The following is a 26,218-nucleotide window of genomic DNA, read 5'->3' as shown; positions in this document are numbered from 1 at the left end:
ATAGGTAAAATAAATAGCTCGCAACTAATTGAGAATATTTCTTAATAACTTGTGAGTCCAAATGCACATAACGTAAAAATTAGCAACTGCCATGTTATCAACATTTCGTTTATTACTCACATCTTGGACCCTTCTTAAGAACAGGCAAGATGCCTGTTCCACAAAAACTAAATTTGCTTGTGGGGTGGGCGTCCCCAAGAACAGGCAAGATGCCTGTGAAGCCAACAATGACTTTTCTTGTGGGGTGGGCGTCTCGCCCGCCCGTAGCAGGGTTGCTGCAAATGTTGCAAGATATCGTTTATTACCTACAGCAACCGCTACAGCCATCCTCGTTGCTCTGACCGGTTGCGTTTCCCCCACGGCCAGCAACACCGACAGCACACCCTCACCCGCTGCTACAGCCAGTCCCGCATCCACAAGCGGTCACAGCGGAAATCACGGAGGCAAGCCCGGCATTAACATCAATACTGCCATTCTTTCGGAGTTAGATAAACTCGAAGCCAAGTTAGGAATACCGGCACTTTCTAACAAGATTCAAGCCAGCCGCCCTTACGGAAAAGTCGAAGAATTGGTTTCAAAAAATGTCATTACTCAAGCCCAATTCGACCAAATCAAAGACTTGGTAACTATTGAGGATATCGTACTCACAGGCGAAGCCAAAGATGTAGACTACATGACTAAACTCGGCTTGATGAAAGGGCATCTTATCGTAGCAAAAGAACTCTTGGAGCAAGGCAAACCAGACCAGGCAGAACCTCACATCGGGCATCCAGTAGAAGAAATTTATGCCGATGTGGAAGATCAGCTAAACGAGCGTAAAGTTCCCGAATTTAAGACTACTTTAATTAAATTGCAGGATTTAGTTAAAGCGGGTGCAAAAGATCCGGCTCAAGTGAATGCGGAATTTGACACCTCAATGCAAGCAGTTGACGGAGCAATTGCCGGCCTTCCCGAAGCGCAGCGAAAAGATCCGAAATTCGTGCTGCAAGTGATTAACGGCTTGCTGGATACAGCTAATTCCGAATACGGAGCTGCAGTTGCTAACGGCAAAATTTCCGCAATTATTGAATACCAAGATTCGCGTGGTTTTGTCATGTACGCCGAAACGCTGTACAAAGATATCGCCGAACAAGTGGCTAAAACCAGCCCCGAAACCGACAAAGCAATTGTTGCCAGCATGACTGAACTTAAGGCAAGTTGGCCAAGTGCGATCGCGCCGGCCGCCCCCGTAAAAACCACCGAACAAGTCAGCCAGCTAGTTAAAGCGATCGAGAGCGACAGCCAAAAAGTTCTCAAACCAGCCTCTTAAAAGAGTTAACTCAAACCGCCAACGGTAATTGGTAAAAAATATACCAATTACCTCCACATAATACCTCAACTAAAAAGATGAATTTTAGCGAAGCATTGCCCACATTTGTAATTACTCTCCGCGAAGGAGTCGAAGCGGCTTTAGTTGTCGGAATCGTTCTAGCTTGTCTCAAAAAGTCGGGACAAAGTTATTTAAGTCCTTGGGTTTTCGGCGGTGTTGCGGTTGGACTTATTGCCAGCGCTTTGATAGGTGTACTGTTCGGCTGGACTATTCAAATTTTATCCGCATCCAATCAGCCTTTTGCACCGATTATGGAATCGCTGCTAGAGGCAACCTTTGGGGTTTTAGCAATTGCAATGCTGAGCTGGATGCTGATTTGGATGACCAAGCAAGCGCGATTTATGAAAGCCGAAGTTGAAGGCGCTGTGAGTGCCGCCTTAACCCAAAATTCTCATGCAGGCTGGGGCGTATTTAGTTTAGTTTTGATTGCCGTTTTACGCGAAGGATTTGAAACCGTTTTGTTTGTGGTCGCCAAGTTTCAACAAGGGATTCTTCCAGCGATTGGTGCTTTGGGGGGCATTCTCTCAGCTACCGGACTTGGTGTCCTGCTGTTTAAATGGGGAGTCAAAATTAATATCCGCCTGTTTTTCAAATATATGGGCATTTTATTGCTCTTCATTGTAGCGGGTTTAGTGGTATCTACTTTGGGACTTTTTGACAGCGCGGTGAATATTTTATCGCAAGCAAATCGCGAGTCAGCAGGGCTGTGTTTCTATTACGAAAGATTTACTAAAATCCACTCTTGCATTCTCGGGCCGATGGTCTGGAATACCTCGAAACTGCTTCCAGAAGACAAGTTTCCCGGTTTGTTGTTGAGTGCGATGTTTGGATACACTGATAAGCTCTATGTCGTGCAGGCGATCGCCTATTTGATGTTTTTAGGTACTGTCGGTGGCATCTACTTCCAAAGTCTGGCAGGTAGAGTTTTCTTCCCATTCAAAAAAACACAGGCAACGAAATAGGAAATAAAGCGCGATCGCAATAAATGGTGCATTGATCTAATCGAGTATAATTCGTAAAAATTGACCCGATTATCATCAAGGATTTTTATGATTTGCTTAGCAATTACTTCGGTTTTAGTCAACTCGGGAATGCCTAGTTGGAACTGGCTGCAAATTATCATCGTAGTTTCCTATTATGTAATTCCCACAATGCTAGTTTATGCTCTTTACAAAGGGCGAGATATCCCCTTTCAGTGGATGTTCCTGGTATTTGGAGCTTTCTTCGTCACCTGCGGCACAATCCACGTCATAGAAACATGGTATGTTTGGTTTCCTAAATCTTTAGTGTCAGAGTTAATGAAAGCCATTACAGCTTTCGTAGCCGGAAGTTCAGTTTTGTTGCTATTAACATTGATGCCTTTTGCACTGGCACTTCCCAGCCCTGCAAAGCTAGAAGCCGCCAACTTAGCATTAGAAAATGAGATTGCAGAACGCCGTAAAGCGGAGGCAGCACTTGCGGAACTAGCAGAAGTATTAGAACAGCGAGTGAACGCAAGAACCGCCAAACTTTCCAGAGCAAATGCTTCTTTAAGTAAAGAAATTTTAGAGCGGAAAGCAGCCAAAAGAGCGCTGCTACAATCTGAGTTGCAACTGAGAGAAAAAGCCCAAGAACTAGAACTAGCTTTGCAACAACTCCAGCAAACCCAAGCTCAATTAGTACATACCGAAAAGTTATCAGCTTTGGGAGAACTGACAGCAGGAATTGCCCACGAAATTAACAATCCCATCAACTTTATTGATGCAAATATCGCCTACGCCCGCAATTACGTTGAAGATTTATTGCGGCTAGTCAATTTATATGACAAATATTATCCCAATCCAGCAGCAGAAATCCAAGAAGAAATTGAGAAAGTAGAACTAAGTTTTTTAAAGGAAGACTTGCCAAAACTCCTTTGTTCAATGAAGGTAGGAACTGACAGAATCTGCGTGATTGTTTCGTCGATGCGAAATTTTTCGCGTTTAGACACAGACGGTATGAGTTTTGCTTCCATTCACGAAGGAATCGACAGTACCCTGCTAATTCTCCAGCACCGACTGAAAGAAAATGGCAAAAGCCCTGCTATCCAACTGATTAAACAGTACGGCGATTTACCGCTGGTTGAATGTTATGCAGGGCAACTAAATCAGGTATTCATGAACATCATCAGTAATGCCATTGATGTTTTGCGAGACACTTCTAATTCGCCTGTTTTGAATAGCGAGAGAAGCTGTCCTAGGATTCAGATTAGCACAGAAGTAGCGGAAGGCGATCGGGCAATCATCCGCATTTCCGACAACGGCCCTGGCATGACTGAAGAAGTCAAAGATCAAATATTTAATCACTTTTTTACCACAAAACCCGCCGATAAAGGAACGGGTTTAGGGTTATCAATTAGCAGCCAAATTGTTAGAGAAAAGCACTGTGGCTGCTTGGAGTGCCTTTCGGGACTTGGAGAAGGTACGGAATTTGTAATTTCGCTGCCAATAACGCAGAAGCGCCTTGAAACTAGCAGATTAGTGGAAATGCCGGAGGCAGTTTGAATTGCCAATTGTAGATTTCAGATTGCAACTTGAACTAATTGATTAAAATTAATTCAAATTTTTGACAATTTAAATTATTAAGACTGCATTAATCAATCAGCCATCTATTGATTGAAGGTAAAACGACCGTCAACTTTTTCTCCGTTAATATCTGCCGTCACTTTCACGGGATAACTTCCTGCATCTTTGCCGGGAAACACTACAGCGTAATGTTTGCCTTCAGCATCATACTTGAGAGCTAGGGTTTGCTGCTTTCCATTGGGCAACTGCACTTGAGCCGTAACTTTGGCGTTAGGAACTGGTTCCTTTTTCTCCCCTTTTTGCACAAAAACATCTAAATGAGTTCCGGTAGCTTCTTTTTCCGGTACAAACTCTAAATAGTAAGCTCCAGACTTTACAACTTGCCCCCCTTTAGTTGCTGTTGCAGGAGCAGTGGTGGGAGCGGAAGACGAAGGTTGAGAGGCGACAGGAGGGGATGCTGGAGTGCTATTTGGATCGCTTGCTTGGTCGCCTTTACTGCAAGCTCCCAAAAACAGCAATCCGACACTACCTAGAACAATTAAACTTGACTTGAGCGATTTCATTGGTTTGGCTCCTTGCTGACTGACACTAATTAGAAGATATCACACATTGACTACCTTCCCGTCTTCAACAACTGGCTGAGGTTGTTGAGGTCTTAAAAAATGCCCAAATTGAGCGTACAAAGCTGGCAAAACTAACAGAGTTAGTGCTGTAGAAGTAAATAACCCTCCTAAAACTACTACTGACAGCGGTTGGAGGATTTCCTTGCCCGCCCCACCTTCAAAGACTAAAGGTGCTAAACCCAAAGCTGAAGTTAAAGCGGTCATCAGGATGGCGTTGAGCCGTTCCATCGAACCTTTAATAATTACTTCCTTAAAAGGCAGTCCTTCGGCAAACTTAGTGTTGTAGTTGTCTACTAACAGCAAGCCGTTGCGGGTAGCAACGCCGAATAATGTGACAAAGCCAACCAGGGAAGCTACGGAAATTATACCGCCAGTCAAAGCTACCGCAATTACTCCTCCCACTAATCCGATCGGCAAATTAATCATAATCATAGCAGTTGAAGCGATAGACTTGACGGACAAGTACATCAATACTGTAATTACCAAAAAGGCGATCGCACTAAATATCATAATATTTTGCGAAGCTCTTTGCTCAGCTTCAAATTGACCGCCGTACTGGATAAAATAGCCAAAAGGCAACTGCACCTCTCGTTTGACTTTAGCTTGAATTTCATTCACAACCGATCGCAAATCCCTACCTTTAGCATTCGCCGCCGCCACAATCAACCGGGAAACATTCTCGCGGTTAATCGTATTGGGCCCCGTACCGTATTTTACAGTCGCAACTTGGGCGAGGGGAATTTTGTTGCCGCTTGGAGTATCAACCAGCAAATTCTGAATAGTTTCTAAGTTATTTCTCGCTTCAGGCTGCAACCAAACAACTAAGTCAAAAGTTTGCTGTACCTCCAAAACTTGAGAAACAACCTTGCCGTTTAAAGCTGTCTCAATTATTTCAGAAAGCTCTCCGATTTTCAAACCGTATCTACCCGCAGCTTGGCGGTTAAAGTTAATTTGAATTTGTTGCACTGGCACCTGCGGTTCGAGTTGCAAATCCACAATTCCTTCAACTGTTTTCATTTGCTCTTCAACTCGAGCACCGATGCTGCGAAGTTGATCCAGATCCGGGCCAAAGATTTTAACAGCAATCTGACTCCTGACACCAGATAAAACCTCATCCATCCGGTGAGAAATAAAACCGCCGATATTGGGTGCAACTCCCGGCAATTTAGCAAATTCTTGCCGCAGCGACTCCAAAGTTTGCGGCCTGTTTTTCATCCCAGCCTCGCTCAAACCGATATCGATGTGAGCTAAATTGACTCCCGCAGCATCAGCATCACCCGGAGCTCTGCCCGATCGCACTTGCACGTATTCAAACCTGGTATCATCCTTAAGTGCATCTTCAATCGCAAAAGCCGCGCTATCTGTTGTCTCCAAAGACACCCCCGGATAAAGCTGAATAGTATTCACCAAAGTTTGCTCCTGAAACTCCGGCAAAAACACCCGTCCAAAAGAGGGCAAAATAATTAAGGCAGCCACCATACTAGCAGCAGCAAAAGCTAAAATAATCGCCGAATAACGCATTGACAATTTTATCAAAAAATGATATGTTTTCTTGCAAAATCTAGGCAACCAAGGTTCCGCAGCACTCATACGTTTGTTAGGCAACAAAATAGCACAAAGGGCCGGAGATATTAACAGCGATTCCAGACTAGAAATCACAACAACTACCAGATAAGTAATCCCCATGGGCGTAAAAATCCGACCTTCTACACCGGGCAAAGTAAAAATAGGCGAAAACACAACAATGCCAATAACAGTCGCCCCAATTAACGAATCGCGCACCTCCTGACTGCCGTCAAAAATCACATCCATCACCGGACGCGGATGAAGAGAAGACGTATTTTCTCTCAAGTTGCGGTAGGTATTTTCGGCATAGACGATCGCATCGTCGATCGCAGTGCCGATCGCCACCGACAAACCCCCCAAAGTCATTGTATTCAGCCCCAGCCCCAGCCAATACATCGCCAGCAGCGCGAACAGCCAAGTTAGGAAAAAATCGAGCAAAACAACCGCCAGAGTCCGCCAATTCATCAAAAACGGGATGAGAATAAGGGTGACGATGATGCTGCCTTCAACTAAAGCCGATCGCACATTCTCCACCGAGGAATTGATATATTCTTCCTGTCGAAAAGTCACAGTAACTTTAATATCTTTGGGCAGAGCTTCCTGCACCTGGGCCATTGCTGCCTCAACCGCTTTAGTTACCGTCGGAGTATCAGCAACTGGCTGTCTGTTTACCATCACAATCACAGCTTTTTTGCCGTTAAAACTGCCATCGCCCCGCTTGATTGCAGCACCAATCTTGACATCAGCCACATCACTAATTCTGACGGGCGTTCCGTGGCGAGAGTCGATCGCCGATTGCTGCAAATCTTCCACAGACTCAATCCGCCCCACCCCCCGGATTAAAGTTTCGCGATCCGGCGTAATTAAATATCCCCCCGGCGCGTTAACATTCGCAGCCGCCGCCGCTTCAGCGACTTGCTGCAACGACACATTAAAAGCTTTCAATTTAGCAGGTTCTACTAATACTTGATACTGCCTTTCTTCGCCGCCGTATGCCACCACTTGAGCAACGCCAGTCACGGCTAGAAGGCGATTGGTGACTTGCCAATCAACCAGACGGCGCACTTCCATCAAAGGAGTAGTTTCTGATGTAAAAGCATAGGTGATAACAGTACCGACAGGAGAAGTTGTCGGAGAAATTTGCGGTGTTTCTACCCCAGCCGGGAGTTTGCTTTCAGCTTGCTGCAACCGTTCTGTTATCAACTGGCGCGCTTGATAAATGTCAGTTCCCCAATCAAAGATTACCTTAACCGAAGAAAGGCCCACAGCCGAAGACGATCGCACTGCTGTCACCCCAGGAGTTCCGTTAATTGCACTTTCGATCGGTAGTGTTACCAAAGACTCAATTTCTTCCGGCGCGAGACCCGGTGCTTCCGTCTGAATTTCGACTTGCGGGGGTGCAAAAGGAGGGAAGACATCAAGGGACATTTGGGGGATGATAGAAAATGTCCAAAGACTAATAATAATGGTGGCGACAACGACTAGCCAGCGGCGGTTAATTACCCATCTAAGAATAGTGCTGAACATTTAATTTGGTAGTTGGTAATTGGTAATTGGTAATTGGTAATTGGTAAGGAGTTTTGAGTTTTGAATAGCGGATTGGGGCAAGTATGTTTTGAGTTAAAGACAGTTTTTAATTCAAAACTCAAAACTTTTGGGCGGGCACGGGTGCACCGCCCCTACAGAACTCCCGAAAAACCTATCCGTGTATCCATGTTTGCCGTGTCGTGTCGTGGGTAATTGGTGATTTCAACTGGATGCCTTGGTTGAAGATTGTTAAATAGCTCTTCAATTTAGATTGACAGACAAAAATGAAATTAGGATGAAATATTTTAACTCTCCTATCTAAAATATCAACTCTAAAACCTCAAATGTATAACTGCATTGCTATTTTTAACAACGCAGCTTACAATAGTTATTATACAAGCACCAAAACACTACTCGCAGTTATAAATTAATACAAGAACAAAAAAACATAATATACTACAATTCCGTTCAAAAAAAAATCGCCACTGGTTATCGTGCGTGCTCAATTCAAAAGGCGCAAAAAACCTCTGCCGTATATTTTCGATGAAGAACGATCGTAGAGCCTTTCTGGGTGCAGGTAAATTAATCAACTATTTTGCAAAATTGGGATGCACCCTTTTGACTTACTTCAAAAAGATGAACTTGCCATTATTTCCATCTACATCCATCTTGATTTGAGCAATGTAAAACTGGCTCTGTACAACTTCACCTTCAGGGGTAAAGGCAATTTCACCGAGAGGGGTATTGTACTTTCCAGCTAGGATTTGCTGATTCAGCTTTGTGCGTAACTCTGTCAATGACAACGCGCTGAGTTTGGTTTTACTATCCAAAGCTTTCAAGGCTTCCACGAATACTTGTACGGCAGTGAAGGCTTGAGCGCTAAACTGCGGTGGTTCCTTCTTGTTTTGCTTTACATAAGCATCGCGGAAGGCAGCATTGATTTCGCCGGGGGCTTCGGGACTATAGGCTTGAGCAATGATAATACCATCGCAGAGTCTTTGACACACCGAGAAGATATTAGACGTGTTCAAACCATTGCCGCCAACGATCGTACCTTGATAACCCAGTTCCCGCAGTTGCCGGATCGAGTTACCTCCATCGGCTGCCAATCCTGAAATAACAATTAAGTCGGGTTGGAGAGCGAGTGCATTACCAATTTGAGCTTGGAAGTCCGTGTCAGTAGTTTGGAACTTTTGGACGGTGACGATATTCAGCCCTTGGTTTTTAATCGCTTGCTGGAAAATTTCTGTCTCCGATGTCGTGAAAGCGTCATTTTGAGCATAAAAGACAGCGACTTTTTTAATCTTAGGATTAAGCTTCAGCGCTGCCTTTACTGCATTGGGAGCTACAAGCGAAATAGGTGCAGAGACACGTGCAATATACTCACCAATCTCAGGAATCCCTTTGGCAGTATTCGATGCGCCAATGACTGGCACTTTTGCTCGTTCTGCGATTGGATTGGCACTAAATGCCTGCTGAGAAGCCGATGGCCCAACAATGCCAACCACTCGATCTTGATTAATTAGAGTTTGGAAGGCGTTGATGGCTCCTGCTTCATCTCCTCCAGTGTCTTGAAACACCAGTTTAATAGGAGTACCATTAACACCTCCCCTGTCGTTGAAATATTTCTCAGCAATTTTGGCACCCGCCACTGATTCCTGAGCTAAAAGAGCATAGTTGCTGGTTTGCGAGAATGCTGCTCCAATTGGAAGGGCGGTGGCCCAATTGGATGTAGCTGCTGCTGGTGTATTGCTCGGAGTATTAGTGGTGGTGGTGGTAGGTTGATTGGTTTGACTGCAAGCAACAACCAGTACAAAAGTGATGAAGGAGGTGAGAATTTGAGTAAAGATACTTTTCTTAAATATCTTAGGACTTCCACAGTGAGTATGTGCAACTACAATAGTGCTGAACATTTAGTTAGGTAATTGGTAGTTGGGAATTGGAAATTGGTAATTCTATCTTACTCCGAACTTTCCCCAACTGGGATAAGGCGAAACTAGCCAGCGGCGGTTAATTACTCATCTCAGAATAGTGCTGAACATTTAATAATTTGGGATTTGGGAATTGGGAATTGGGCATGGGGCATTGATAAAAACAGCTATCCGCGTATCCGTGACTTCCGTGTCGTGCTGTTACTTCAAACTCTTGACCGAAAGCCTCCAGGATACAATCCCCCGGATTCATCCGTCCAGAAATAAAAAACGTGTATCCGAGAAACTTGCCCCCCGAATTTATCCGTGGGGTCAATGCTTCAATTCTTTAATCTAAAATTTAAAATCTAAAATCGATTGACTTCTGCCTCTTGAGTTTTAACGTGATGGTTGTCATTGTGTAACAGCAGTTCATTGTCCAACGCCGATGCAGAGGGGGAAAAACCATTATTTGCAGCATTGTTTCCAGAATCCGCTGCTAATGCTGGCAACTTGCGCCGATTTCCCCACAACACGCCCGCTGCAAAAGTCAGAGATGCGATCGCAACTCCTCCCCCTATTCCCGCCCACCATAAAGACACGGGTAAATTATTAAAATTAACCTCTGTTGCCTTTGGAGTTGCCTCTTTCTTTTCCTCGTCTTCTGAGTGTTTATCGCTACCGCCCCGCAAAGATTGTGCGTAAAGTTGAGGTGCTCGCTGCGTTACTATCAAATCTCCCTCGAATAAACCCCTCTTCACTTCAACTAAATCTCCGGCAGTTTGACCGAGTTCAATTTCAACAGCTTGATAAGCATTGCCATTTTGGAGGTAAACGGTTTTTTTACCGCTAACATCCACTACCGCCGCACTCGGAATTGCTAAAATATTTGTTGCAGTTTTGTCGGTTAAAATCTCCAACTCAGCAAACAGTCCTGGCTTTAATTCGCCGTTAATATTATCTAGTTCTGCTTTGACCGGCACAACCCGCGTTTCTCCTTCCACGGATGACCCAATTAAGGCGATTTTTCCATTGAAAGTGCGATCGGGTAAATTAGCGACTTTTACCCTGACTTCCTGACCCTGTTTTACTTGATTCAGGTCTTTTTCGTAAATATTGGCTGTGGCAAAAACGCGGCTGTCATTTAAGAGACTCATCAACTGTTTTTCAGCGTTTACTGACTCTCCGGGGGTGATTTCGCGATCGGCTACCGTCCCCGAAATCGGAGCAACTACGGTAACGAGTCCTCGATCGTTGGCAACAGTTCCTAATTGTTGCAGCCGCGCTTGATAGGCTGCGTCAGCCAAGCGAATGCGCGATTGAGCGACTTCGACGGCAGTTTTGCCGCGTTTGAGTTGGTTCTCGGCTTCTAGGAGTTCCCGGCGACTCTGAGCTCTGATAAGTTGAGCTTTTGCGTCTGCTACTCTGCTTTGAGATTCCCGCAATTCCCGCATCGGCAGGTCTACTTCGGCTTGTTTAATTTCGGTTTGGGCTTTGATAACTTCAGGACGGCTTTTTGCCTTAGCAACAGCGGCTTGTGCTTCGGCGAAGTGGGCTTGCGATTCCAGCATTGTACGCCGCGCGATCGCTCCTGATGCCGCTAATTCTTTGTCGCGATCGAACTGTTCTTTAGCCACAGTTAATTCTGTTTCGGCCCGCGCTATTTCTGCTTGCGCTATTTCAACTTGACGCTGATAGTTTTCTTGAGCGGCTTGCACCACAGAACGCTTGTTTACTAATTCTTGTTCTCGCTGGTACTGCTTAGTTACCGCTGTCAATTGGGTTTGGGCTTGGGCGATTTCTGCTGCGGATATTTGAAGTTGGCGATCGTAATTTTCTCGTGCTAGTTTTAGATCCCCTTGCGCCTGCTGCAAATCTGCCTCAGCTTCGGCACGTTTCGAGAGAGATTCAACCCGCAACTGTCCTAATTCTGAACTCAATAAAACCGCAACCGGTTGACCTTTTGATACTTTGTCGCCAGGCTTAACCAGCAACTCTACTACTTTGCCCGCAACAGGAGCCGTCACTTCTACTTTTTGGTTGGGCAAAGTTTCAATTTGTCCTGTGGTTTTGATGCCGATATCTAGTCGCTGGCGGGCTGCAGGGGAGACTTTAATACCTAATCGTTTTGCTGTTTCGGCATCGACAGAAATAGCAGCAGGAGTTTGAGTTGTTTCGCCGCTTTGGTGAAATTCATTTCCGTGGCCAGCGTGGGCAAAAACGACAGCCGGAGAAGTTAGCAAAATTATGCCGAACAAAGTTCCAGAAAAGCTGCTAATAATTGCCGGATCTTGAGCATATTTGTGAAATATCATCGTTGGCATTGTCCTTGAAATCAGGTTGAGTGCCACAGGTTTAGCGGTTGGTATTTTGCCAAGGTAAGTAAGTGAACTCAATTAACGGGAGCTACTTATTAGCATTTTCCAAGAAGTGACTGCTAAGCAATGACCGAGAGCTATAAATGCTCTACTCAACCTAGTATTTCACTGCCAAATGAAATTAGGATGAAATTTCGTTTCAGCAGCCCAGATGCCCACCGGATTCTAAAATACGAAGATAAGTTGTGCCTAATTCCAAGCGATTGCCCTGTAGCTCTTTGTTATGTTTTGTTATCTCTGCTTGCGCTTCAATTTCCTGTGTCAATTCACTCACTCGCTCTTCTGCGGCTGCATTTGATAGATAAGTTGTGTTTAATTCCAAGCTATTCAAAACCATGAACTACCCCCTCTATATACCTTTTGACTGATTTACCTACTACTTTAGACGTAGGGACGCTCGATAGTCTACAGTAGTTTTACGCAATCTTCTACTACTTTAGAGGTAGAGCCGCTCAACACTCTACAGTAGTTTTACGCAACCTTCTACTACTTTAGAGGTAGAAACGCTCAATAGCCTACATTTAGGTAAGTAGGTAAGCGGGATTAAACCGAGCTATGTAACAATATGTAAACAGGGCTGACTCAGCCGCGCTTAGGGAATGTGGATACTTTACAATCGTTTACATAATTGTGTTTTACAGCGCCTACCTACTTAATCTAAGGAAACTGAGGTGGAGTCAGACAAATGCTGACAGCCAAAGTCGAGCTAAATTACTGTTTGTACCAAAGTTGTCGCCACTTTTTCATGTCTTCAATTTCTGGCTTTTGTGAAGCAAGTATTTCCTGAACATTTGACCTAACGTGATTCATGTCACTCATGTTGTGGATTTGTGTCATGTTTTGTTTGCGGTAGCTAAATTACTGTTTGTACCAAGCTTGCCGCCACTGTTTCATTTGCTCAATTTCTTGCTTTTGCGAAGTCAGAATCTCTTGAGATAATTTCTTCATTTCCGACCGTTTTGACTTCTTCAAAGCATCTTCAGCCATCACTAAAGCTCCCTCGTGGTGAGGAACCATCGCATTGATAAACCGCAAATCAAACCGATCGTCAGCAGCCCCTAAATCCATACTCATCATCATGCTTTGCATTTGTTCGGGAGTCATTGCCATCATGTGACCCATTTGAGCGTGATAAGCCATTGGCGTACTGCTGGCTTTGGGATACCAAGTTTTTCGCCACTCTTTCATTTGATTGATTTCGCGGTTTTGAGCAGCAATAATGTTATTTGCTAGTTTTTTCATTTCCGGACGTTTGGATTTATTGAGTACCTCTTTAGCCATGTTTACAGCACCTTGATGGTGTACTGTCATGCCATCAATAAACCGCAAATCGTAGTCGGCATCAGCAGGGCCTAAATCCATTGACATATTGTGATTCATGCCATGATTCATGCCACCCATGCCGCCGCCTTGTGCCACGTCTTGCTTGTTGTTTGCTTCGGTTGCAGTCGTAACATTTGGGGCTTGAGTTTCGCTGGAAGAGGCTGTGGAACAAGCTGCAAGCACTCCGCTGGTTAAAGCGGCTGTGGCGGTCAATATCAGCGCTGCAAAGCCTGTTTTCAATGAAATTGGTTTCATAGAAATTATATCCTTAAAACTGCCATTTATCTTCAGTTTTTCACATATAAATGAAATTAGGATGAAATTTTTGATGGAATTGTAAAGAATTATTCTTGGGCCTCGATCGCACTCAAATTTAAGATTGACAGGACTCACTTGAACGTAATTAAGTAGGGTGCACAGTGCGCGCCTTACCCCTATGCGTAGCCTGTCAAACCACTTTTTTGATAATTCCTGATTTATTTCGCAATTCCCCTTGACTCTCCTGCTGACTGGAGACTTTACAATGGAGTTCATTCACTTATTGAGCAGTTTCTGGTGAGGTTCAAACTATGACTTTACAGCTAAAAGTTCCTAAGATGGCTTGTTCCGCTTGTGCGGCTACAATCGCAAAAGCAATCCGAGACATTGACTCAGCCTCCAAGGTTGAGGCGGATCTCAAGACAAAATTGGTCACAATTCAAACGGCCAAGCCGGAAAGTGAAGTTAGAAAAGCGATCGCATCTGCTGGCTATCCAGCAAGTCAATTTGAGATTTGAGATTTGAGATTTTAGATTTACTTGCAGCGCAGTGAATCTGGGAGATTTAACAAGAGTCTAAAATTTTTGATTCTCCACCACAGGAGTACGTCGCACGTTATCCGTTTTGAGGCGAGGTCAATCGATTGCGCGATTTTAGATTTTAGATTTTAGATTGAAGCATTGACCCCACGGATAAATTCGGGAGGCAAGTTTCATCGGATACACGTTTTTTATTTCTCCGTCCTGAGTGTGCGAAGGAATGAATCCGGGGGCTTGTATCCTGGGTGCTTTCGGTCATTTGAAGACAGAAGGTAATTGTATAATTTAGGAGGTATATATGGACAATCTCACACTTAAATTGCGGGGCATGAGTTGTGCTTCTTGTGCTGCCTCTGTCGAACAAGCTATTCAATCTGTTCCCGGCGTAATTGAGTGTCATGTCAATTTTGGGATGGAACAAGCAAGCATCCAATACGACTCCAACCAAACCAACTTAGAAACAATTCAATCGGCTGTTGATGATGCGGGATACCAAGCTTTGCCGCTTCCAGAAATGGCCGCCACAAAGGATGATTCAGAACAAGCCGATCGCAAATCGGAATCTCAAACCTTGCAGCGGAAACTCTGGACAGCAGGTATCATCAGCATCCTGCTATTTGTGGGCGCTATTCCAGCGATGACGGGCTTGCACCTGCCATTTATTCCCGCGTGGCTGCACAATTATTGGCTGCAATTAGTCCTGACATCACCCGTACAATTTTGGTGCGGAAGATCGTTTTATGTGGGAGCTTGGAAATCCCTAAAACGGCGGGTGGCGACAATGGATACCCTGATTGCTTTGGGTACGAGTGCTGCTTACTTTTATTCTGTATTTGTGACATTTTTCCCAGGTTTATTCACAGCCCAAGGGTTAAATTCTGGCGTTTACTACGAAGTTGCCGCTAGCGTTGTCGCCTTAATTTTGTTGGGGAAAACCCTAGAAAATCGGGCGAAGGGAGAGACTTCTGAGGCAATTCGCAAACTCATGGGTTTGCAAGCAAAAACTGCTCGGATCGTTCGCAACGGAGAAGAGTTGGAAGTGCCGATCGCCAAAGTAGAAATTGGCGACATCGTGCAGGTGCGGCCGGGAGAGCAGATACCCGTAGATGGAGAGGTAATTGAGGGTGCTTCGACGGTAGACGAAGCAATGGTTACGGGAGAAAGTTTGCCTGTCAAAAAGCAGCGTGGCGACGAAGTTATCGGAGCGACAATTAACAAAACTGGCAGCTTCCAGTTTCGGGCGACAAGAGTTGGCAAAGATACATTTTTAGCTCAAATTGTCAAGATGGTGCAGGACGCACAGGGGTCAAAAGCACCGATTCAAAAGTTAGCAGACCAAGTGACTGGTTGGTTTGTTCCCGCAGTAATTGCCGTCGCTTTAGCTACTTTTATTATCTGGTTTAACGCGACGGGAAACTTCACTCTAGCCACAGTGACAATGGTGGAAGTGCTGATTATTGCCTGTCCCTGCGCTTTGGGTTTAGCTACTCCGACTGCTGTGATGGTTGGCACGGGTAAAGGTGCAGAAAACGGAATTTTAATTAAAGGAGCCGAAAGTTTAGAATTGGCTCATAAAATCCAAATTATCGTGTTAGATAAAACTGGCACTCTCACAGAAGGCAAGCCGACTGTCACTGATTTTGTGACAATAAAAGGAACGGCGAACAGCAATGAGTTAAATTTGCTGAAATTGGCGGCGTCTGTAGAGCGAAATTCGGAGCATCCTTTGGGGGAAGCTGTTGTTCGATACGCTCAATCTCAAGAGGTGAAGTTGACGGATGTTAAGGATTTTGAGGCGATCGCGGGAAGCGGCGTGCGCGGGATTGTGGAGGGAAAGTCGATCGCCCTGGGAACGCTGAGGTGGATGCAGGAACTAGGCTGCGATACTGAATATCTGGAACTGCGCGGGAGAGCTTTGGAAGCTGCGAGCAAAACGGTTGTTTGGATGGCTGTAGAAGGCAAAATAGAGGCAATTCTGGGCATTGCTGATGCTCTCAAACCATCGTCAGCGCAGGCGGTGAAAGCACTTCAAAAACTCGGTTTGGAGGTGGCGATGCTGACGGGGGACAATCGCGCGACTGCGGAGTCGATCGCCCGATCCGTGGGGATTACGCGCATTTTTGCCGAAGTTAGACCCGACCAAAAAGCAGCTCAAATTCAAGCCCTGCAAGGGCAAGGAAAAATTGTCGCGATGGTGGGAGACGGGATTAACGATGCACCGGCTTTGGCCGCTTCTGACGTGGGAATTGCGATCGGCACCGGTACAGATGTGGCGATCGCAGCCAGCGACATTACCTTAATTTCAGGAGATTTGCAAGGCATAGTTACAGCAATTAAACTTTCCCGCGCCACCATGCGGAACATCCGCGAGAATCTGTTTTTTGCCTTTATTTACAACATCGCTGGAATACCGATCGCGGCGGGCATTTTGTACCCCATTTTCGGCTGGCTGCTCAATCCAATTATCGCCGGTGCAGCAATGGCTTTCAGTTCAGTTTCTGTAGTTACTAATGCTTTGCGATTGCGGAATTTTAAACCAACATCTATTGCCTAAATTTGGAGGAATTAGAAAAATGTTACAGCCTAGTCTAATTTGGGGAAGTCTTGCGAGTTTAGGACTTGTGATGGGAATTGCATCGGGAGTTCAAGCTTCCGAACTGTCCGTTCATCATTCAACTTCAACGACTCAATTCCGCAGCATTGAACAGCCAATCGGTTTAAAAGTTGGCCTAACAATAGGTGGTTTGACATTAATTGGTTTGGAGTTGTGGTGGTTTTTGTTCAGTAAAGCTAAAGGGCAGCAAGCTGAATATCTTCAGGGGATACAAGAGTTGACCATTACTGTAGACGGGGGTTATGAGCCTGCCACTGTAGTTGTGAAAGCAGGTCAATTAGTCAGGCTCAATTTCTTGAGGCGCGACCCCAACAGTTGTCTTGAAAAAGTGTTGTTACCAGATTTTCACATTGTGCGAGAATTACCTCTCAATCAGGTAACGGCTGTTGAATTCACCCCTCAAAAACCTGGACGATACCTATTTACTTGCGGCATGAATATGTTTAGGGGTGTGGTGGAAGTACAAAGCTAAATCAAATAGACAGTTGTCAACCTGGGGCAATTGCGACGGTTGAGGCGCGGGTTTTTTCAGCAAGAAATCGCTAAAATAGATGAAAGCTTAAAAAATTTGGAGTGAGCTAAATGCAACTACTACACACGATGCTCCGAGTCGGCAACCTGGAAGAATCCCTCAAATTTTACACCGAGGTTCTGGGCATGAAATTGCTGCGGCAAAAGGACTATCCAGACGGTAAATTTACTCTGGCTTTTGTTGGCTACGGCGATGAATCCGACACTACAGTTTTGGAATTAACATACAACTGGGGCGTAGATCGGTACAATTTAGGGGATGCTTACGGTCATATTGCGATCGGCGTTGACGACATTTACGCTACTTGCGAAGAAATTAAAGCCCGCAGCGGTAAAGTTATTCGGGAACCCGGCCCGATGAAGCACGGTTCAACTGTCATCGCTTTTGTGCAAGACCCAGACGGATATAAAGTTGAATTAATTCAACTGGAAAATCAAGGTAGCAACGCCCAAAAATTAAGTGCGGCGACCGCATCCTAGAGTTTGTCCTGCTAGTCGTGGTGGGGTGCGTCAGAAACAAACTTTTTGAGTTAGGTTGAAACTCTTTCTCTGACGCACCCTAATGAGGGGATTTAGGAATTTTTCAACACTTTTAATGCGATCGCACCGACGGTACAAACTGCTGCAAGTAACTCTTTTGCCACAAAATAGAAAAACTGTTGCCTATTTGACTTAAACTATCAAATTTAGGGATTAATTTAGCTTCTCGGCGCTTGTCTAAGGCAGCTAGCGCCGAAAAGAAGACAGCTAATAATGACAAAAATACCACCATCACAATAAAGAAAATAGTCCAATAAACTACAAATTCGCTTTTGTAGTTGACGGTGAATATCGAGTTAATCACTGAATCCGATAAATACAAGAGCAGCCCTACTGAAAACCACACCCCGAACAATACCCACGTCCACTTAAACATATCTGTTGCAGTCTTGTTATTTTTAGACACAGAAAGTTCTAAATCTCTAATTAGACTGTTAATTTTTGATGTGACTTCATACAAAGTATATTGCAAAGACTCTCTGATATAATTTAGCTCGTTGTCGAGGTTTATGCACTGCTCGGAGGTGCTTTTGTCAAAACTGAGATTTTGGAGTTTCTTGCGGTGCACAGACAGTTTATGGCCTAGGGTGTAATCCCATTTTTGCAGCCGCTCTATAGTCAAATACAAAAGTTCCCTATTAGCATCTAACAAGCTCTGGCAATCTACGATCGACTTAACTAACTTGCTGAGATTGTTGATCTGCTCGTCTACAGTATTTTGGTATTCCCTCTGTTTAGCTGACAAGAAACTTGCCATTTCGACATCCCCATCGCCGCACAGCGACAAAGCCTCACTATACACCTTGTCAATTTCCCTTTTATCTAGATACAGTGACGCTTTGCACTCCTCTATTTCGGGAATAGTCAGACATTCTAAGGGCTGATATTTTACTACATTAAATTTATATACTAGCGCTGTCAGAATCTGCGCTGATTTTCGGTCAAGCTTGTCTTTGTAAGGTTCTAAAATAATTGCAGCTAGATTTTTGACTCTCGCTTCCGGGTGGTGCAGGAACTCAAAAATTTTGGCAAGTATTTTGGAGAATTCCAAGTCATTAAAATTATTTTCCGCAACTTCCAAAAAGTTTGTTACTGCTGCATCCTTTTTGGCATTCAATTTGTACGGGCCCGTAAGTGCGATCGCAGCAAATACTCTCTCGATCCAAAACAGATATTCCTCGCAATCCATTGGCAGGCCCGGCAGCAGCCAGCTAGGGCCGTACACCCAAAAATCGAGACAATTCTCATATTCCTTGCTGCTGTCATTTCTACCGTCGCCCAAAGCAAATTTGTTGATTTCTAACAGTTTAATTTGCTCTTCTACAACCAGCCGCTCAATTTCCCCTGCATTGATTGTGACATTGACAGCACATTCCTTGCCTTGTCGTTGCTCTGCTTCATCCAACCAAATTGACTTAATAGTAACAGCCGCAGACCACCGGATTAAAGGAGTCGATCCCCCTACCGCTTCCTGTTCTAACGCCGCCAGCAGATTTTTGCTAAAATCACTTGCTCTAGCCGCTTTCTCACTTGATATCAACTCATCTCGCACCTTCCCCAATGCCTGAATCCCCAAAGCGCGAAACAGCAAATTCGGATGCGGTTTTCTGACGGATTCGGGTATATTTTCTCTGAATATTCCGCTTTTCGGTACGCCCACAACTTCAGCAAAAGGCTCGATCCCGCACTGTTGCAGGGTTTTTTTAACTATGTTTATTCTTTGCCAGGGTTGAGTATATTTAGTGAGAAGGAAGGTTAGCGCTGTGCCGCTGCACCCGATTGACTCAGGGATGCTAGTGCGATCGACTTTCCACAGATTGCTCGTCATAATTTGTCGCCATGACAATTGTTAGATATTGACGCCGTTATTTTATGCTTTATTCAACTTTACATCTACTACTGGTTTTTGTCAATATTCTTCCGGAACGCATAGGCAGCTAGAAACGCGGTTTCACAAGTAAATTTATCCTGACTAAATCCCAGATTTTTCCTATAAACCGGGTTTAGCAAAGCAAATGTGCATCCCCAACTAAATATAATATTATTTTGCAATAATCGGTCAAATGTCAAATTTTTAGGTAGGGTCACGCAACCCAACCTGCTACAGTCATTTCTTTGTCGGAGCTTTTAATATTTTGTCCGTCACCATTTCGTCAACGATTAAGTCGCTGATAATTTGAGCTCCGTGGGAGGTAAAGTGCAACCCGTCATTATTTTTTACATAGCCTCGCTTGCCCGATTTATTAGCAACTACTGGAACAAATTTCCCGGCTTTTGCAAAAGTCTCCCAAGTCGAAATAAATTCAATTTTTTCTGAAGATTTGCTGGCAGTTTTATAAATGTCGTTCATGACGGGAAAAGCTTTGACATAAAAAGATTTTTTAGGTATCGATTGACCTATCCAATACACTTTTCTTACGGATGACGCATCCAGTAACTTTGCATATCTTTCAACTCTTTCTTGATAAGCTTTTTGCCATTCTTGGGTCATAAAAGCCCGAGCTTTTCCTTGAGAATCAATGATATTTTGAGGGTCGTTTGCCCCGAACAACACTATCACTACATCCGGCTGGTAATTATTAATAATTTGGCGAGTTCTGGCATACCAGTCATAATAATCTATCCGATTTAATCCGGTCGATACCTTGTAGTCAATTTTTGTATCCGAGATATTGTATTTTTTCTTAAGAGTGTACTGGAGTTGAATTCCTAAGTCGAACATTACGGAATCTCCAATAAATAAAAATTTGCGATAAGGTCTGGTCAGTTTGGGTTTAGCTGGAGTGGGTTTTTTAGCAGGTTTTTGGGGCGAAATTGCCGTTTTTGTTGCAGTTTTGACAGGAGGAAGTTCTGATTTTTTGGGGAGGCTATCGAAGTTAATATCTTTAATTTTGCTCCAAAAATCTTGTTCGGATTTTCTGAAACCGTCTATTTCAATCTGGCGGGCGGCTTGTTTAATTTCTGGACTGGCGAAAGGAGTTGAAGCAAAGCTTTTCAGAAATAATGATAAGTTTGAAAATATTAAAGTGAGAATTACAGAAGTAACAATCAGCAAAAATTCCCGGTCTTTCATATTTCTTAGAAATTAAAGTAAATAAAAGGCGGAACCGTGCTCGGCCCCAACATCAAGATAGCATACACGAGCAGCGAAACTAAGACAACCCGAAAGAAAATGTTTTTTAATGACAATAAGGTTTGCAATAGTTGGGAGATCCGATCGCCCCAGAAGTTGATCGCGCAGATGACTGCAATTACTAAATACAATTGCCAAAAGTTAAATTGAAAAGTTGCGACAGCAGGATGGACAATTCCTTCAAAAAAACTCACCGCAGTTTCCCAATTGGGAGTGCCGAAAAATACCCAGCTACAAGTAACAAAACTAAATGTTAACAGCCAACTGCAAAATTTAGCAAATCTGGGAAAGGCATAGTCTAATTTAAAGTGAATAGCTTGGGGGATATCTTTGCATAAATGGTTGACAATTAATCCTAAACCGTGAATTGCTCCCCAGAAAATAAAGTTTAAACCTGCGCCGTGCCACAATCCACCGATCGCCATTGTCATCAGTAAATTTACGTACTTCCTCAACTTGCCGTATTTGTTGCCGCCCAAGGGAAAGTAAACGTAATCCCTCAGCCACTCGGAAAGACTGATGTGCCACCTTTTCCAAAATTCTTGCAGGCTGAGCGATCGGTACGGCATATTAAAGTTGGCAATGGGTTTAAAACCCAGCAAACACGAGATGCCGTTGGCTAAATCCGAGTAGCCGCTAAAATCTACGTAAATTAAACAGGAATAGGAAATTGCCGCGAGGATTAAATCGATGCTGCTGTACTGCTGGGGGACTTTGAATGGCAATTCAGTGAAGTTAAACAAAAAACTCGATAAAGTATATTTTTTGAAGAGTCCAGATAAAATCAAAACTATAACTTCTTCGATTTGATAGTCGTACTTTTCCGGGGAATTTAGCTGCGAGTAAAATTCGCGAGCTCGCGAGATTGGCCCGGAGGCAATTTGCGGAAAGTAGGTAATGTAGGCGGCATAGTCTACAAATTTCGGGCAGGGGATTTTTTGCTGGTAGCAGTCGATTAAATGAGAAATCGTTCTAAAAGTGTAGAACGACACGCCGACGGGGGCGATTATTTGCACAACTTGAAAGCTGGCTGGAATTTGTAGCTGGTTCAGTACCTCAAATAAAGAAGTTACAAAAAAGTTGCAATATTTAAAGATGCCGAGATAGGCAATGTTGACAATTAAGCCGGAGATGAAAGCAAGTTTTTTATATTTACCGTTGCAGAGAACCCGGAGAATGATATAATTGCAGACAGTACAGAAAACGAGGAGCAAGAGAAAGTCGAAACTCCAAAAGGAATAAAATAATAAACTGGAAACTAACAAGACAATTTTATACAACTCGACTTGGGGTTTGACAGAGACGATCGCGCTAAAAATAATTAGGAAAAATACTAGAAATTGGTAAGTTGGAAATAGCATATATCTCAGCCGATTAAAAATCTTGTTTCTGGCAATATTTTTCTAAGTACGCACCAGGGAAGCTATCTTGAAGGGAATCGCCAGAGTCGGTCTGAACGCACCAAATTTCGGGGTGGATTGCGGACTGCAAGCTTTTGCAATCTTGTCAATTAGGTCACAAGTTCCGCCTTAGTTAACCGCACTCATAAATTCATAATCCTGTTTAAAGATTATGATGGTTGTGAGACGATGTATAAACGGATAACAACAGGAATCCCCTTGATTGCGAGGAACCAACGTGCAGCCAACAGACCCTAGCAAATTTACAGATCAAGCCTGGGAAGCGATTGTCAAATCCCAGGATGTAGCCCGCCGCTTTGCCAATCAGCAGCTAGAGGTTGAACATTTAGCCATCGCCCTTCTCGAACAGCAAGGTCAGGCCAACAGCATTCTCAGCAAAGCTGGAGTCGATGCCGCCCGCTTTGCCCAGCAGTTAGATGGTTTTGCCAAACGACAGCCCAGAGTAGCCAACGCTGACCAACTATACCTCGGCCGCGGCTTAGAAGTGATGTTAGATGTTGCCGAGGCCACCAGGGCGGCTTGGCAAGATAATTTTATCGCCGTTGAACATTTATTAATGGGCTTAGTAGAAGACGAACGAGTCGGCCGCAGGTTGCTGACAAAAGGCGACGGCCCGCCGGGCCGCCCCGGTTACGATCGCAAACCCCCAGCCGGTACGATCGATCGACCAAAACTCGAAGAAGCAATCAAATCTTTCCGCGCCACTGCTAAAGCCCAAGAAAAAAATTCCGAAACGGGGAAAGGCAGCCGCAGCAACGCTAAAGCCCAAGATCGAGATGGCGAAGTTAACTCCGACGCCCTCAGCAAGTACGGCCGCGATTTGACCGAAGCAGCCATTGCCGGCAAACTCGACCCAGTAATCGGCCGCGACGAGGAAATCCGCCGCGTGGTACAAGTTCTTTCCCGCCGCCAAAAAAACAATCCAGTGTTAATTGGCGATCCCGGAGTGGGAAAAACTGCGATCGCCGAAGGTTTAGCGCAGCGAATTGTCAACGGCGACGTACCCGAATCTTTGAAAAATCGCCAGCTATTCAGCCTCGACATGGGCAGTTTAATTGCTGGGGCAAAATTCCGGGGCGAATTTGAAGAACGGTTGCGGTCTGTCCTGCGGGAAGTCATCGATTCCGACGGGCAAATAGTCCTATTTATTGACGAATTGCACACCGTTGTCGGGACTGGCGGCGGCGGCAGTTCCGGTTCGGGAATGGATGCGGGAAATTTGTTAAAACCGATGTTGGCCAGAGGCGAATTGCGCTGCATCGGCGCAACAACTCTCGACGAATTCCGCAAGAATATTGAAAAAGATCCAGCCCTGGAACGCCGCTTTCAACAAGTATTTGTCGGCGAACCCAGCGTTGAAGATACTGTTTCGATTTTGCGCGGATTGAAAGACCGATACGAACGCCACCACGGGGTAAAAATTACTGATTCGGCCCTGGTAGCTGCTGCAACTCTGTCTTTCCGCTATATTTCCGATCGCTTTTTGCCCGACAAGGCGATCGACCTGGTAGATGAAGCGGCCGCCCACTTGAAAATGGAGATTACCTCTAAACCTGTGGAATTGGAAGGAATCGACCGCCGGGTGATGCAGTTGGAAATGGAAAAATTGTCGATCGAAGGCGAAGGAAAAGGTGCTCTAGCCCCAGGGCTAGGCTTGCGCGTCGAACGCATCACATCTGAGATTGACATTTTAAAAGCTAAGCAGGAAAAATTGTCCTCTCAGTGGTTGGGCGAAAAGCAGTTGTTGGATGCAATCAATAAATTGAAAGCAGAAGAAGACCAATTGCGAGTGCAAATCGAACAAGCAGAAAGGGCTTACGATTTGAATAAAGCCGCACAGTTAAAGTACGGCAAGTTGGAAACTGCCGTGCGCGATCGCGAAGCGAAAGAAGCGGAACTTTTGAAACAGCAAGCTCAAGGTTCTTCCCTGCTGCGGGAAAAAGTTACTGAGGGCGATATTGCGGAAATTGTCGCTAAATGGACGGGCATTCCGGTTAACCGGTTGTTAGAATCAGAACGCCAAAAATTGCTGCAATTGGAAAAACACTTGCACCAAAAAGTCATCGGTCAAGAGGAAGCTGTAACAGCCGTGGCGGCGGCAATTCGGCGCGCTAGGGCGGGCATGAAAGATCCGGGGAGGCCGATCGGCTCTTTCTTGTTTATGGGCCCCACAGGCGTCGGAAAAACAGAGTTAGCGCGGGCGCTGGCGGAGTTTTTGTTTGACAGCGATGATGCGATGATCCGCATCGATATGTCGGAATACATGGAGAAGCAAAACGTCTCCCGGTTAGTAGGAGCTCCTCCCGGATATGTCGGTTACGATGAAGGGGGACAACTTTCCGAAGCAGTGCGGAGACGGCCTTATTCGGTAGTGCTGTTTGACGAAGTGGAAAAGGCACACCCCGATATATTTAACATTTTGCTGCAAGTGTTGGATGACGGCAGAATTACCGATTCTCAAGGTCGAGTGGTTGACTTTAAAAATACCGTAATTGTGATGACTAGCAATATCGGCAGCGACCATATTTTAGACGTGTTTACTAAGAAGGAAAAAACCGTCAAGAAACCTGCTAGTCGGAAGCAGGAAATGAAAGATTTGTCAAGTCAAAAGACAGATTATAAAGTGGCTGCCGACGGTACTGTTGAGGTGTCGGCCGAGCGAGTTGATACTCCAGACAAGAGCGAAAATGAAAATTTATTGACTCAAGAACGGGAGACAGACCAAGAGTACGAACAGATGTTAAAACGGGTGATGGCAGCGCTGCGATCGCACTTTCGGCCGGAATTTCTTCAGCGGGTGGACGAGACAATTTTGTTCCACACTTTGAGCAAGGTCGAATTGCGGCAAATAGTCAGCATTCAAGTCAAGCGGATCGAGCGTTTGTTGGCAGAACAAAAAATTACTTTGGAACTGTCGGATGCGGCGAAAAACCATATCACAGATGTCGGTTACGACCCGGTTTACGGCGCTCGTCCCTTGAAACGCGCCATCCAGCGGGAGTTGGAAAACCCGCTGGCCAACAAGATTCTGGAAAATGCGTTTGTTGAGGGCGATACAATTGCGATCGACTGCGAAAATAATAGTTTACAATTTCGCAAAAAAGATTCTCGCCCAGCGCTGACCGGTAACAGTTTGTAGTTGCCGAACAGTTAGGAACAGGCAAGATGCCTGTTCCACAAACCATTAATTTTATTGTGGAACAGGCATCCTGCCTGTTATTGAAAATTAGGAACAGGCAAGATGCCTGTTCCACAAACTATCAATTTTATTGTGGAACAGGCATCCTGCCTGTTATTGAAAATTAGGAACAGGCAAGATGCCTGTTATTGAAAATGGTGAAACCTGTTACTTGATATCAAGAATTCGAGATGGTGCGGCTGCCGTAAGCATCCAGGCTGTAGGCGGGAACGCGAACGCTGTAATCAATCTCTGTTGCTGTGATTGCTACAGCCAATTTTTCAAAAGATTCATCGTTCCAATTCCGCTCGTGGATGGGCTTTGACTGTTCGCCCAGGAAATATGCTTGAGTGCCAATTAATGCTGCTGCGACCCAACCGACGATTAAAAGAGCAATTACAAGAGCCATTTTTGTTTTTTCCTTAACTTTTGTTGATTTATGTAAACAAATGTAACAATAGCTAGCCGTTAAAGTCAAGGTAGTGTAATGTCGTGGCAACCGTCCGGCAGGTAGTAAATACCGCACCTAATCCTGAGTCTGTAGGGTGTGCTTAGTGTCAACAAGGGCTCGATCCCCCCTAGCACCCCTTAATAAGGGGTGGACAAGAGCGTTCTCAAAGTCTCCCTTATCAAAGGGGATGCGAGGGGGATCTAGACTGGGCTACCAGCGAGAGATACAGAGGGGTTTCAGGCTTAAGTTGACACGCCTTGGTGGGTGTGCACCGCGCACCGGTCTTTCGGCTGTGCACCGCGCATATGTATCCG

20 protein-coding genes are annotated in these 26,218 nt (G+C 44.8%); 9 read left to right on the top strand and 11 right to left on the bottom strand.

The window, feature by feature from the left end:
- Positions 1-91 precede the first annotated feature (91 nt).
- The 3 genes from QUA80_RS01605 to QUA80_RS01595 all read left to right on the top strand — a co-directional run bounded on the left by QUA80_RS01605 (position 92) and on the right by QUA80_RS01595 (position 3,891).
- Positions 92-1,309 carry a helix-hairpin-helix domain-containing protein gene (locus QUA80_RS01605; RefSeq protein ID WP_333420768.1) on the top strand — a complete coding sequence of 406 codons (1,218 nt, stop codon included), beginning with the start codon at positions 92-94 and terminating at the stop codon, positions 1,307-1,309.
- Between the two features lie 77 nt (positions 1,310-1,386).
- Positions 1,387-2,331 carry an FTR1 family protein gene (locus QUA80_RS01600; protein ID WP_333420765.1) on the top strand — a complete coding sequence of 315 codons (945 nt, stop codon included), beginning with the start codon at positions 1,387-1,389 and terminating at the stop codon, positions 2,329-2,331.
- An 87-nt stretch (positions 2,332-2,418) separates the two neighbouring features.
- On the top strand, positions 2,419-3,891 hold the full coding sequence (locus QUA80_RS01595) for an ATP-binding protein (RefSeq protein ID WP_333420763.1): 1,473 nt from the start codon (positions 2,419-2,421) through the stop codon (positions 3,889-3,891).
- A 104-nt stretch (positions 3,892-3,995) separates the two neighbouring features.
- On the opposite strand, the gene QUA80_RS01590 is transcribed toward QUA80_RS01595, so the two are convergent.
- The 7 genes from QUA80_RS01590 to QUA80_RS01560 form a co-directional block, all read right to left on the bottom strand.
- Positions 3,996-4,475, bottom strand: a complete 480-nt coding sequence (locus QUA80_RS01590) for a hypothetical protein (protein WP_333420761.1) — start codon at positions 4,473-4,475, stop codon at positions 3,996-3,998.
- 39 nt (positions 4,476-4,514) lie between these two features.
- On the bottom strand, positions 4,515-7,628 hold the full coding sequence (locus QUA80_RS01585; protein ID WP_333420759.1) for an efflux RND transporter permease subunit: 3,114 nt from the start codon (positions 7,626-7,628) through the stop codon (positions 4,515-4,517).
- A gap of 623 nt (positions 7,629-8,251) precedes the next feature.
- Positions 8,252-9,541, bottom strand: a complete 1,290-nt coding sequence (locus QUA80_RS01580; protein WP_333420757.1) for an ABC transporter substrate-binding protein — start codon at positions 9,539-9,541, stop codon at positions 8,252-8,254.
- A 365-nt stretch (positions 9,542-9,906) separates the two neighbouring features.
- Positions 9,907-11,853, bottom strand: coding sequence for an efflux RND transporter periplasmic adaptor subunit (locus tag QUA80_RS01575; RefSeq protein ID WP_333420755.1), 1,947 nt, complete (start codon positions 11,851-11,853; stop codon positions 9,907-9,909).
- Positions 11,854-12,055: 202 nt separating this feature from the next.
- On the bottom strand, positions 12,056-12,253 hold the full coding sequence (locus QUA80_RS01570; protein WP_333420753.1) for a hypothetical protein: 198 nt from the start codon (positions 12,251-12,253) through the stop codon (positions 12,056-12,058).
- A 374-nt stretch (positions 12,254-12,627) separates the two neighbouring features.
- Positions 12,628-12,753, bottom strand: coding sequence for a hypothetical protein (locus tag QUA80_RS01565; protein WP_333332639.1), 126 nt, complete (start codon positions 12,751-12,753; stop codon positions 12,628-12,630).
- A 21-nt stretch (positions 12,754-12,774) separates the two neighbouring features.
- The gene (locus QUA80_RS01560; RefSeq protein ID WP_333420751.1) at positions 12,775-13,494 is read right to left on the bottom strand and encodes a DUF305 domain-containing protein; all 720 of its coding nucleotides are present in this window, start codon (positions 13,492-13,494) and stop codon (positions 12,775-12,777) included.
- A gap of 314 nt (positions 13,495-13,808) precedes the next feature.
- On the opposite strand from QUA80_RS01560, the gene QUA80_RS01555 reads away from it, so the two are divergent.
- From QUA80_RS01555 to gloA, 4 genes are all read left to right on the top strand, one after another.
- On the top strand, positions 13,809-14,015 hold the full coding sequence (locus tag QUA80_RS01555; protein WP_333420749.1) for a heavy-metal-associated domain-containing protein: 207 nt from the start codon (positions 13,809-13,811) through the stop codon (positions 14,013-14,015).
- Between the two features lie 319 nt (positions 14,016-14,334).
- Positions 14,335-16,590, top strand: a complete 2,256-nt coding sequence (locus QUA80_RS01550) for a heavy metal translocating P-type ATPase (protein ID WP_333420747.1) — start codon at positions 14,335-14,337, stop codon at positions 16,588-16,590.
- A 19-nt stretch (positions 16,591-16,609) separates the two neighbouring features.
- Positions 16,610-17,122, top strand: a complete 513-nt coding sequence (locus QUA80_RS01545; RefSeq protein WP_333420745.1) for a cupredoxin domain-containing protein — start codon at positions 16,610-16,612, stop codon at positions 17,120-17,122.
- A 110-nt stretch (positions 17,123-17,232) separates the two neighbouring features.
- Positions 17,233-17,661 (top strand): lactoylglutathione lyase, encoded by a 429-nt coding sequence (gene gloA / locus QUA80_RS01540; protein ID WP_333420743.1) that lies wholly within the window; start codon positions 17,233-17,235, stop codon positions 17,659-17,661.
- A gap of 112 nt (positions 17,662-17,773) precedes the next feature.
- Here the strand turns inward: gloA and QUA80_RS01535 are convergent, their stop codons facing one another.
- The 3 genes from QUA80_RS01535 to QUA80_RS01525 form a co-directional block, all read right to left on the bottom strand.
- Positions 17,774-19,549, bottom strand: coding sequence for a hypothetical protein (locus QUA80_RS01535; protein ID WP_333420741.1), 1,776 nt, complete (start codon positions 19,547-19,549; stop codon positions 17,774-17,776).
- 279 nt (positions 19,550-19,828) lie between these two features.
- Positions 19,829-20,794: a DUF459 domain-containing protein gene (locus tag QUA80_RS01530; protein ID WP_333420739.1), complete on the bottom strand. Its 966-nt coding sequence runs from the start codon at positions 20,792-20,794 to the stop codon at positions 19,829-19,831.
- Between the two features lie 5 nt (positions 20,795-20,799).
- A complete protein-coding gene (locus QUA80_RS01525; RefSeq protein WP_333420737.1) occupies positions 20,800-22,215 on the bottom strand; it encodes an MBOAT family O-acyltransferase in 1,416 nt (471 codons plus the stop codon).
- 277 nt (positions 22,216-22,492) lie between these two features.
- On the opposite strand from QUA80_RS01525, the gene QUA80_RS01520 reads away from it, so the two are divergent.
- Together QUA80_RS01520 and QUA80_RS01515 are read left to right on the top strand one after the other, a co-directional pair.
- Positions 22,493-25,414 carry an AAA family ATPase gene (locus QUA80_RS01520; RefSeq protein WP_333420735.1) on the top strand — a complete coding sequence of 974 codons (2,922 nt, stop codon included), beginning with the start codon at positions 22,493-22,495 and terminating at the stop codon, positions 25,412-25,414.
- A 26-nt stretch (positions 25,415-25,440) separates the two neighbouring features.
- The gene (locus QUA80_RS01515) at positions 25,441-25,581 is read left to right on the top strand and encodes a hypothetical protein (RefSeq protein ID WP_333420733.1); all 141 of its coding nucleotides are present in this window, start codon (positions 25,441-25,443) and stop codon (positions 25,579-25,581) included.
- A 50-nt stretch (positions 25,582-25,631) separates the two neighbouring features.
- Here QUA80_RS01515 and QUA80_RS01510 read toward each other — a convergent pair whose 3' ends face one another.
- Complete coding sequence (locus QUA80_RS01510; protein WP_333420731.1) at positions 25,632-25,862, bottom strand: photosystem II protein, Psb35-related; 231 nt, start codon at positions 25,860-25,862, stop codon at positions 25,632-25,634.
- Between the last annotated feature and the right edge of the window lie 356 nt (positions 25,863-26,218).

Origin of the sequence: Microcoleus sp. F4-D5 (assembly GCF_036704885.1) — a bacterium.
Classification (GTDB): domain Bacteria; phylum Cyanobacteriota; class Cyanobacteriia; order Cyanobacteriales; family Microcoleaceae; genus Microcoleus.
This window is presented reverse-complemented; position numbering and strand designations above follow the sequence as displayed.

Excerpts from the sequence above, each read along its gene's own strand:
- QUA80_RS01550 (WP_333420747.1), top strand. The coding sequence starts at position 14,335 with ATGGACAATCTCACACTTAAATTGCGGGGCATGAGTTGTGCTTCTTGT.
- QUA80_RS01555 (WP_333420749.1), top strand. The coding sequence starts at position 13,809 with ATGACTTTACAGCTAAAAGTTCCTAAGATGGCTTGTTCCGCTTGTGCG.
- QUA80_RS01545 (WP_333420745.1), top strand. The coding sequence starts at position 16,610 with ATGTTACAGCCTAGTCTAATTTGGGGAAGTCTTGCGAGTTTAGGACTT.
- QUA80_RS01575 (WP_333420755.1), bottom strand. The coding sequence starts at position 11,853 with ATGATATTTCACAAATATGCTCAAGATCCGGCAATTATTAGCAGCTTT.
- QUA80_RS01560 (WP_333420751.1), bottom strand. The coding sequence starts at position 13,494 with ATGAAACCAATTTCATTGAAAACAGGCTTTGCAGCGCTGATATTGACC.
- QUA80_RS01565 (WP_333332639.1), bottom strand. The coding sequence starts at position 12,753 with ATGACACAAATCCACAACATGAGTGACATGAATCACGTTAGGTCAAAT.
- QUA80_RS01525 (WP_333420737.1), bottom strand. The coding sequence starts at position 22,215 with ATGCTATTTCCAACTTACCAATTTCTAGTATTTTTCCTAATTATTTTT.
- QUA80_RS01570 (WP_333420753.1), bottom strand. The coding sequence starts at position 12,253 with ATGGTTTTGAATAGCTTGGAATTAAACACAACTTATCTATCAAATGCA.
- QUA80_RS01585 (WP_333420759.1), bottom strand. The coding sequence starts at position 7,628 with ATGTTCAGCACTATTCTTAGATGGGTAATTAACCGCCGCTGGCTAGTC.
- gloA (WP_333420743.1), top strand. The coding sequence starts at position 17,233 with ATGCAACTACTACACACGATGCTCCGAGTCGGCAACCTGGAAGAATCC.
- QUA80_RS01590 (WP_333420761.1), bottom strand. The coding sequence starts at position 4,475 with ATGAAATCGCTCAAGTCAAGTTTAATTGTTCTAGGTAGTGTCGGATTG.
- QUA80_RS01515 (WP_333420733.1), top strand. The coding sequence starts at position 25,441 with ATGCCTGTTCCACAAACCATTAATTTTATTGTGGAACAGGCATCCTGC.
- QUA80_RS01530 (WP_333420739.1), bottom strand. The coding sequence starts at position 20,794 with ATGAAAGACCGGGAATTTTTGCTGATTGTTACTTCTGTAATTCTCACT.
- QUA80_RS01605 (WP_333420768.1), top strand. The coding sequence starts at position 92 with ATGTTATCAACATTTCGTTTATTACTCACATCTTGGACCCTTCTTAAG.
- QUA80_RS01595 (WP_333420763.1), top strand. The coding sequence starts at position 2,419 with ATGATTTGCTTAGCAATTACTTCGGTTTTAGTCAACTCGGGAATGCCT.
- QUA80_RS01510 (WP_333420731.1), bottom strand. The coding sequence starts at position 25,862 with ATGGCTCTTGTAATTGCTCTTTTAATCGTCGGTTGGGTCGCAGCAGCA.
- QUA80_RS01580 (WP_333420757.1), bottom strand. The coding sequence starts at position 9,541 with ATGTTCAGCACTATTGTAGTTGCACATACTCACTGTGGAAGTCCTAAG.
- QUA80_RS01600 (WP_333420765.1), top strand. The coding sequence starts at position 1,387 with ATGAATTTTAGCGAAGCATTGCCCACATTTGTAATTACTCTCCGCGAA.
- QUA80_RS01535 (WP_333420741.1), bottom strand. The coding sequence starts at position 19,549 with ATGACGAGCAATCTGTGGAAAGTCGATCGCACTAGCATCCCTGAGTCA.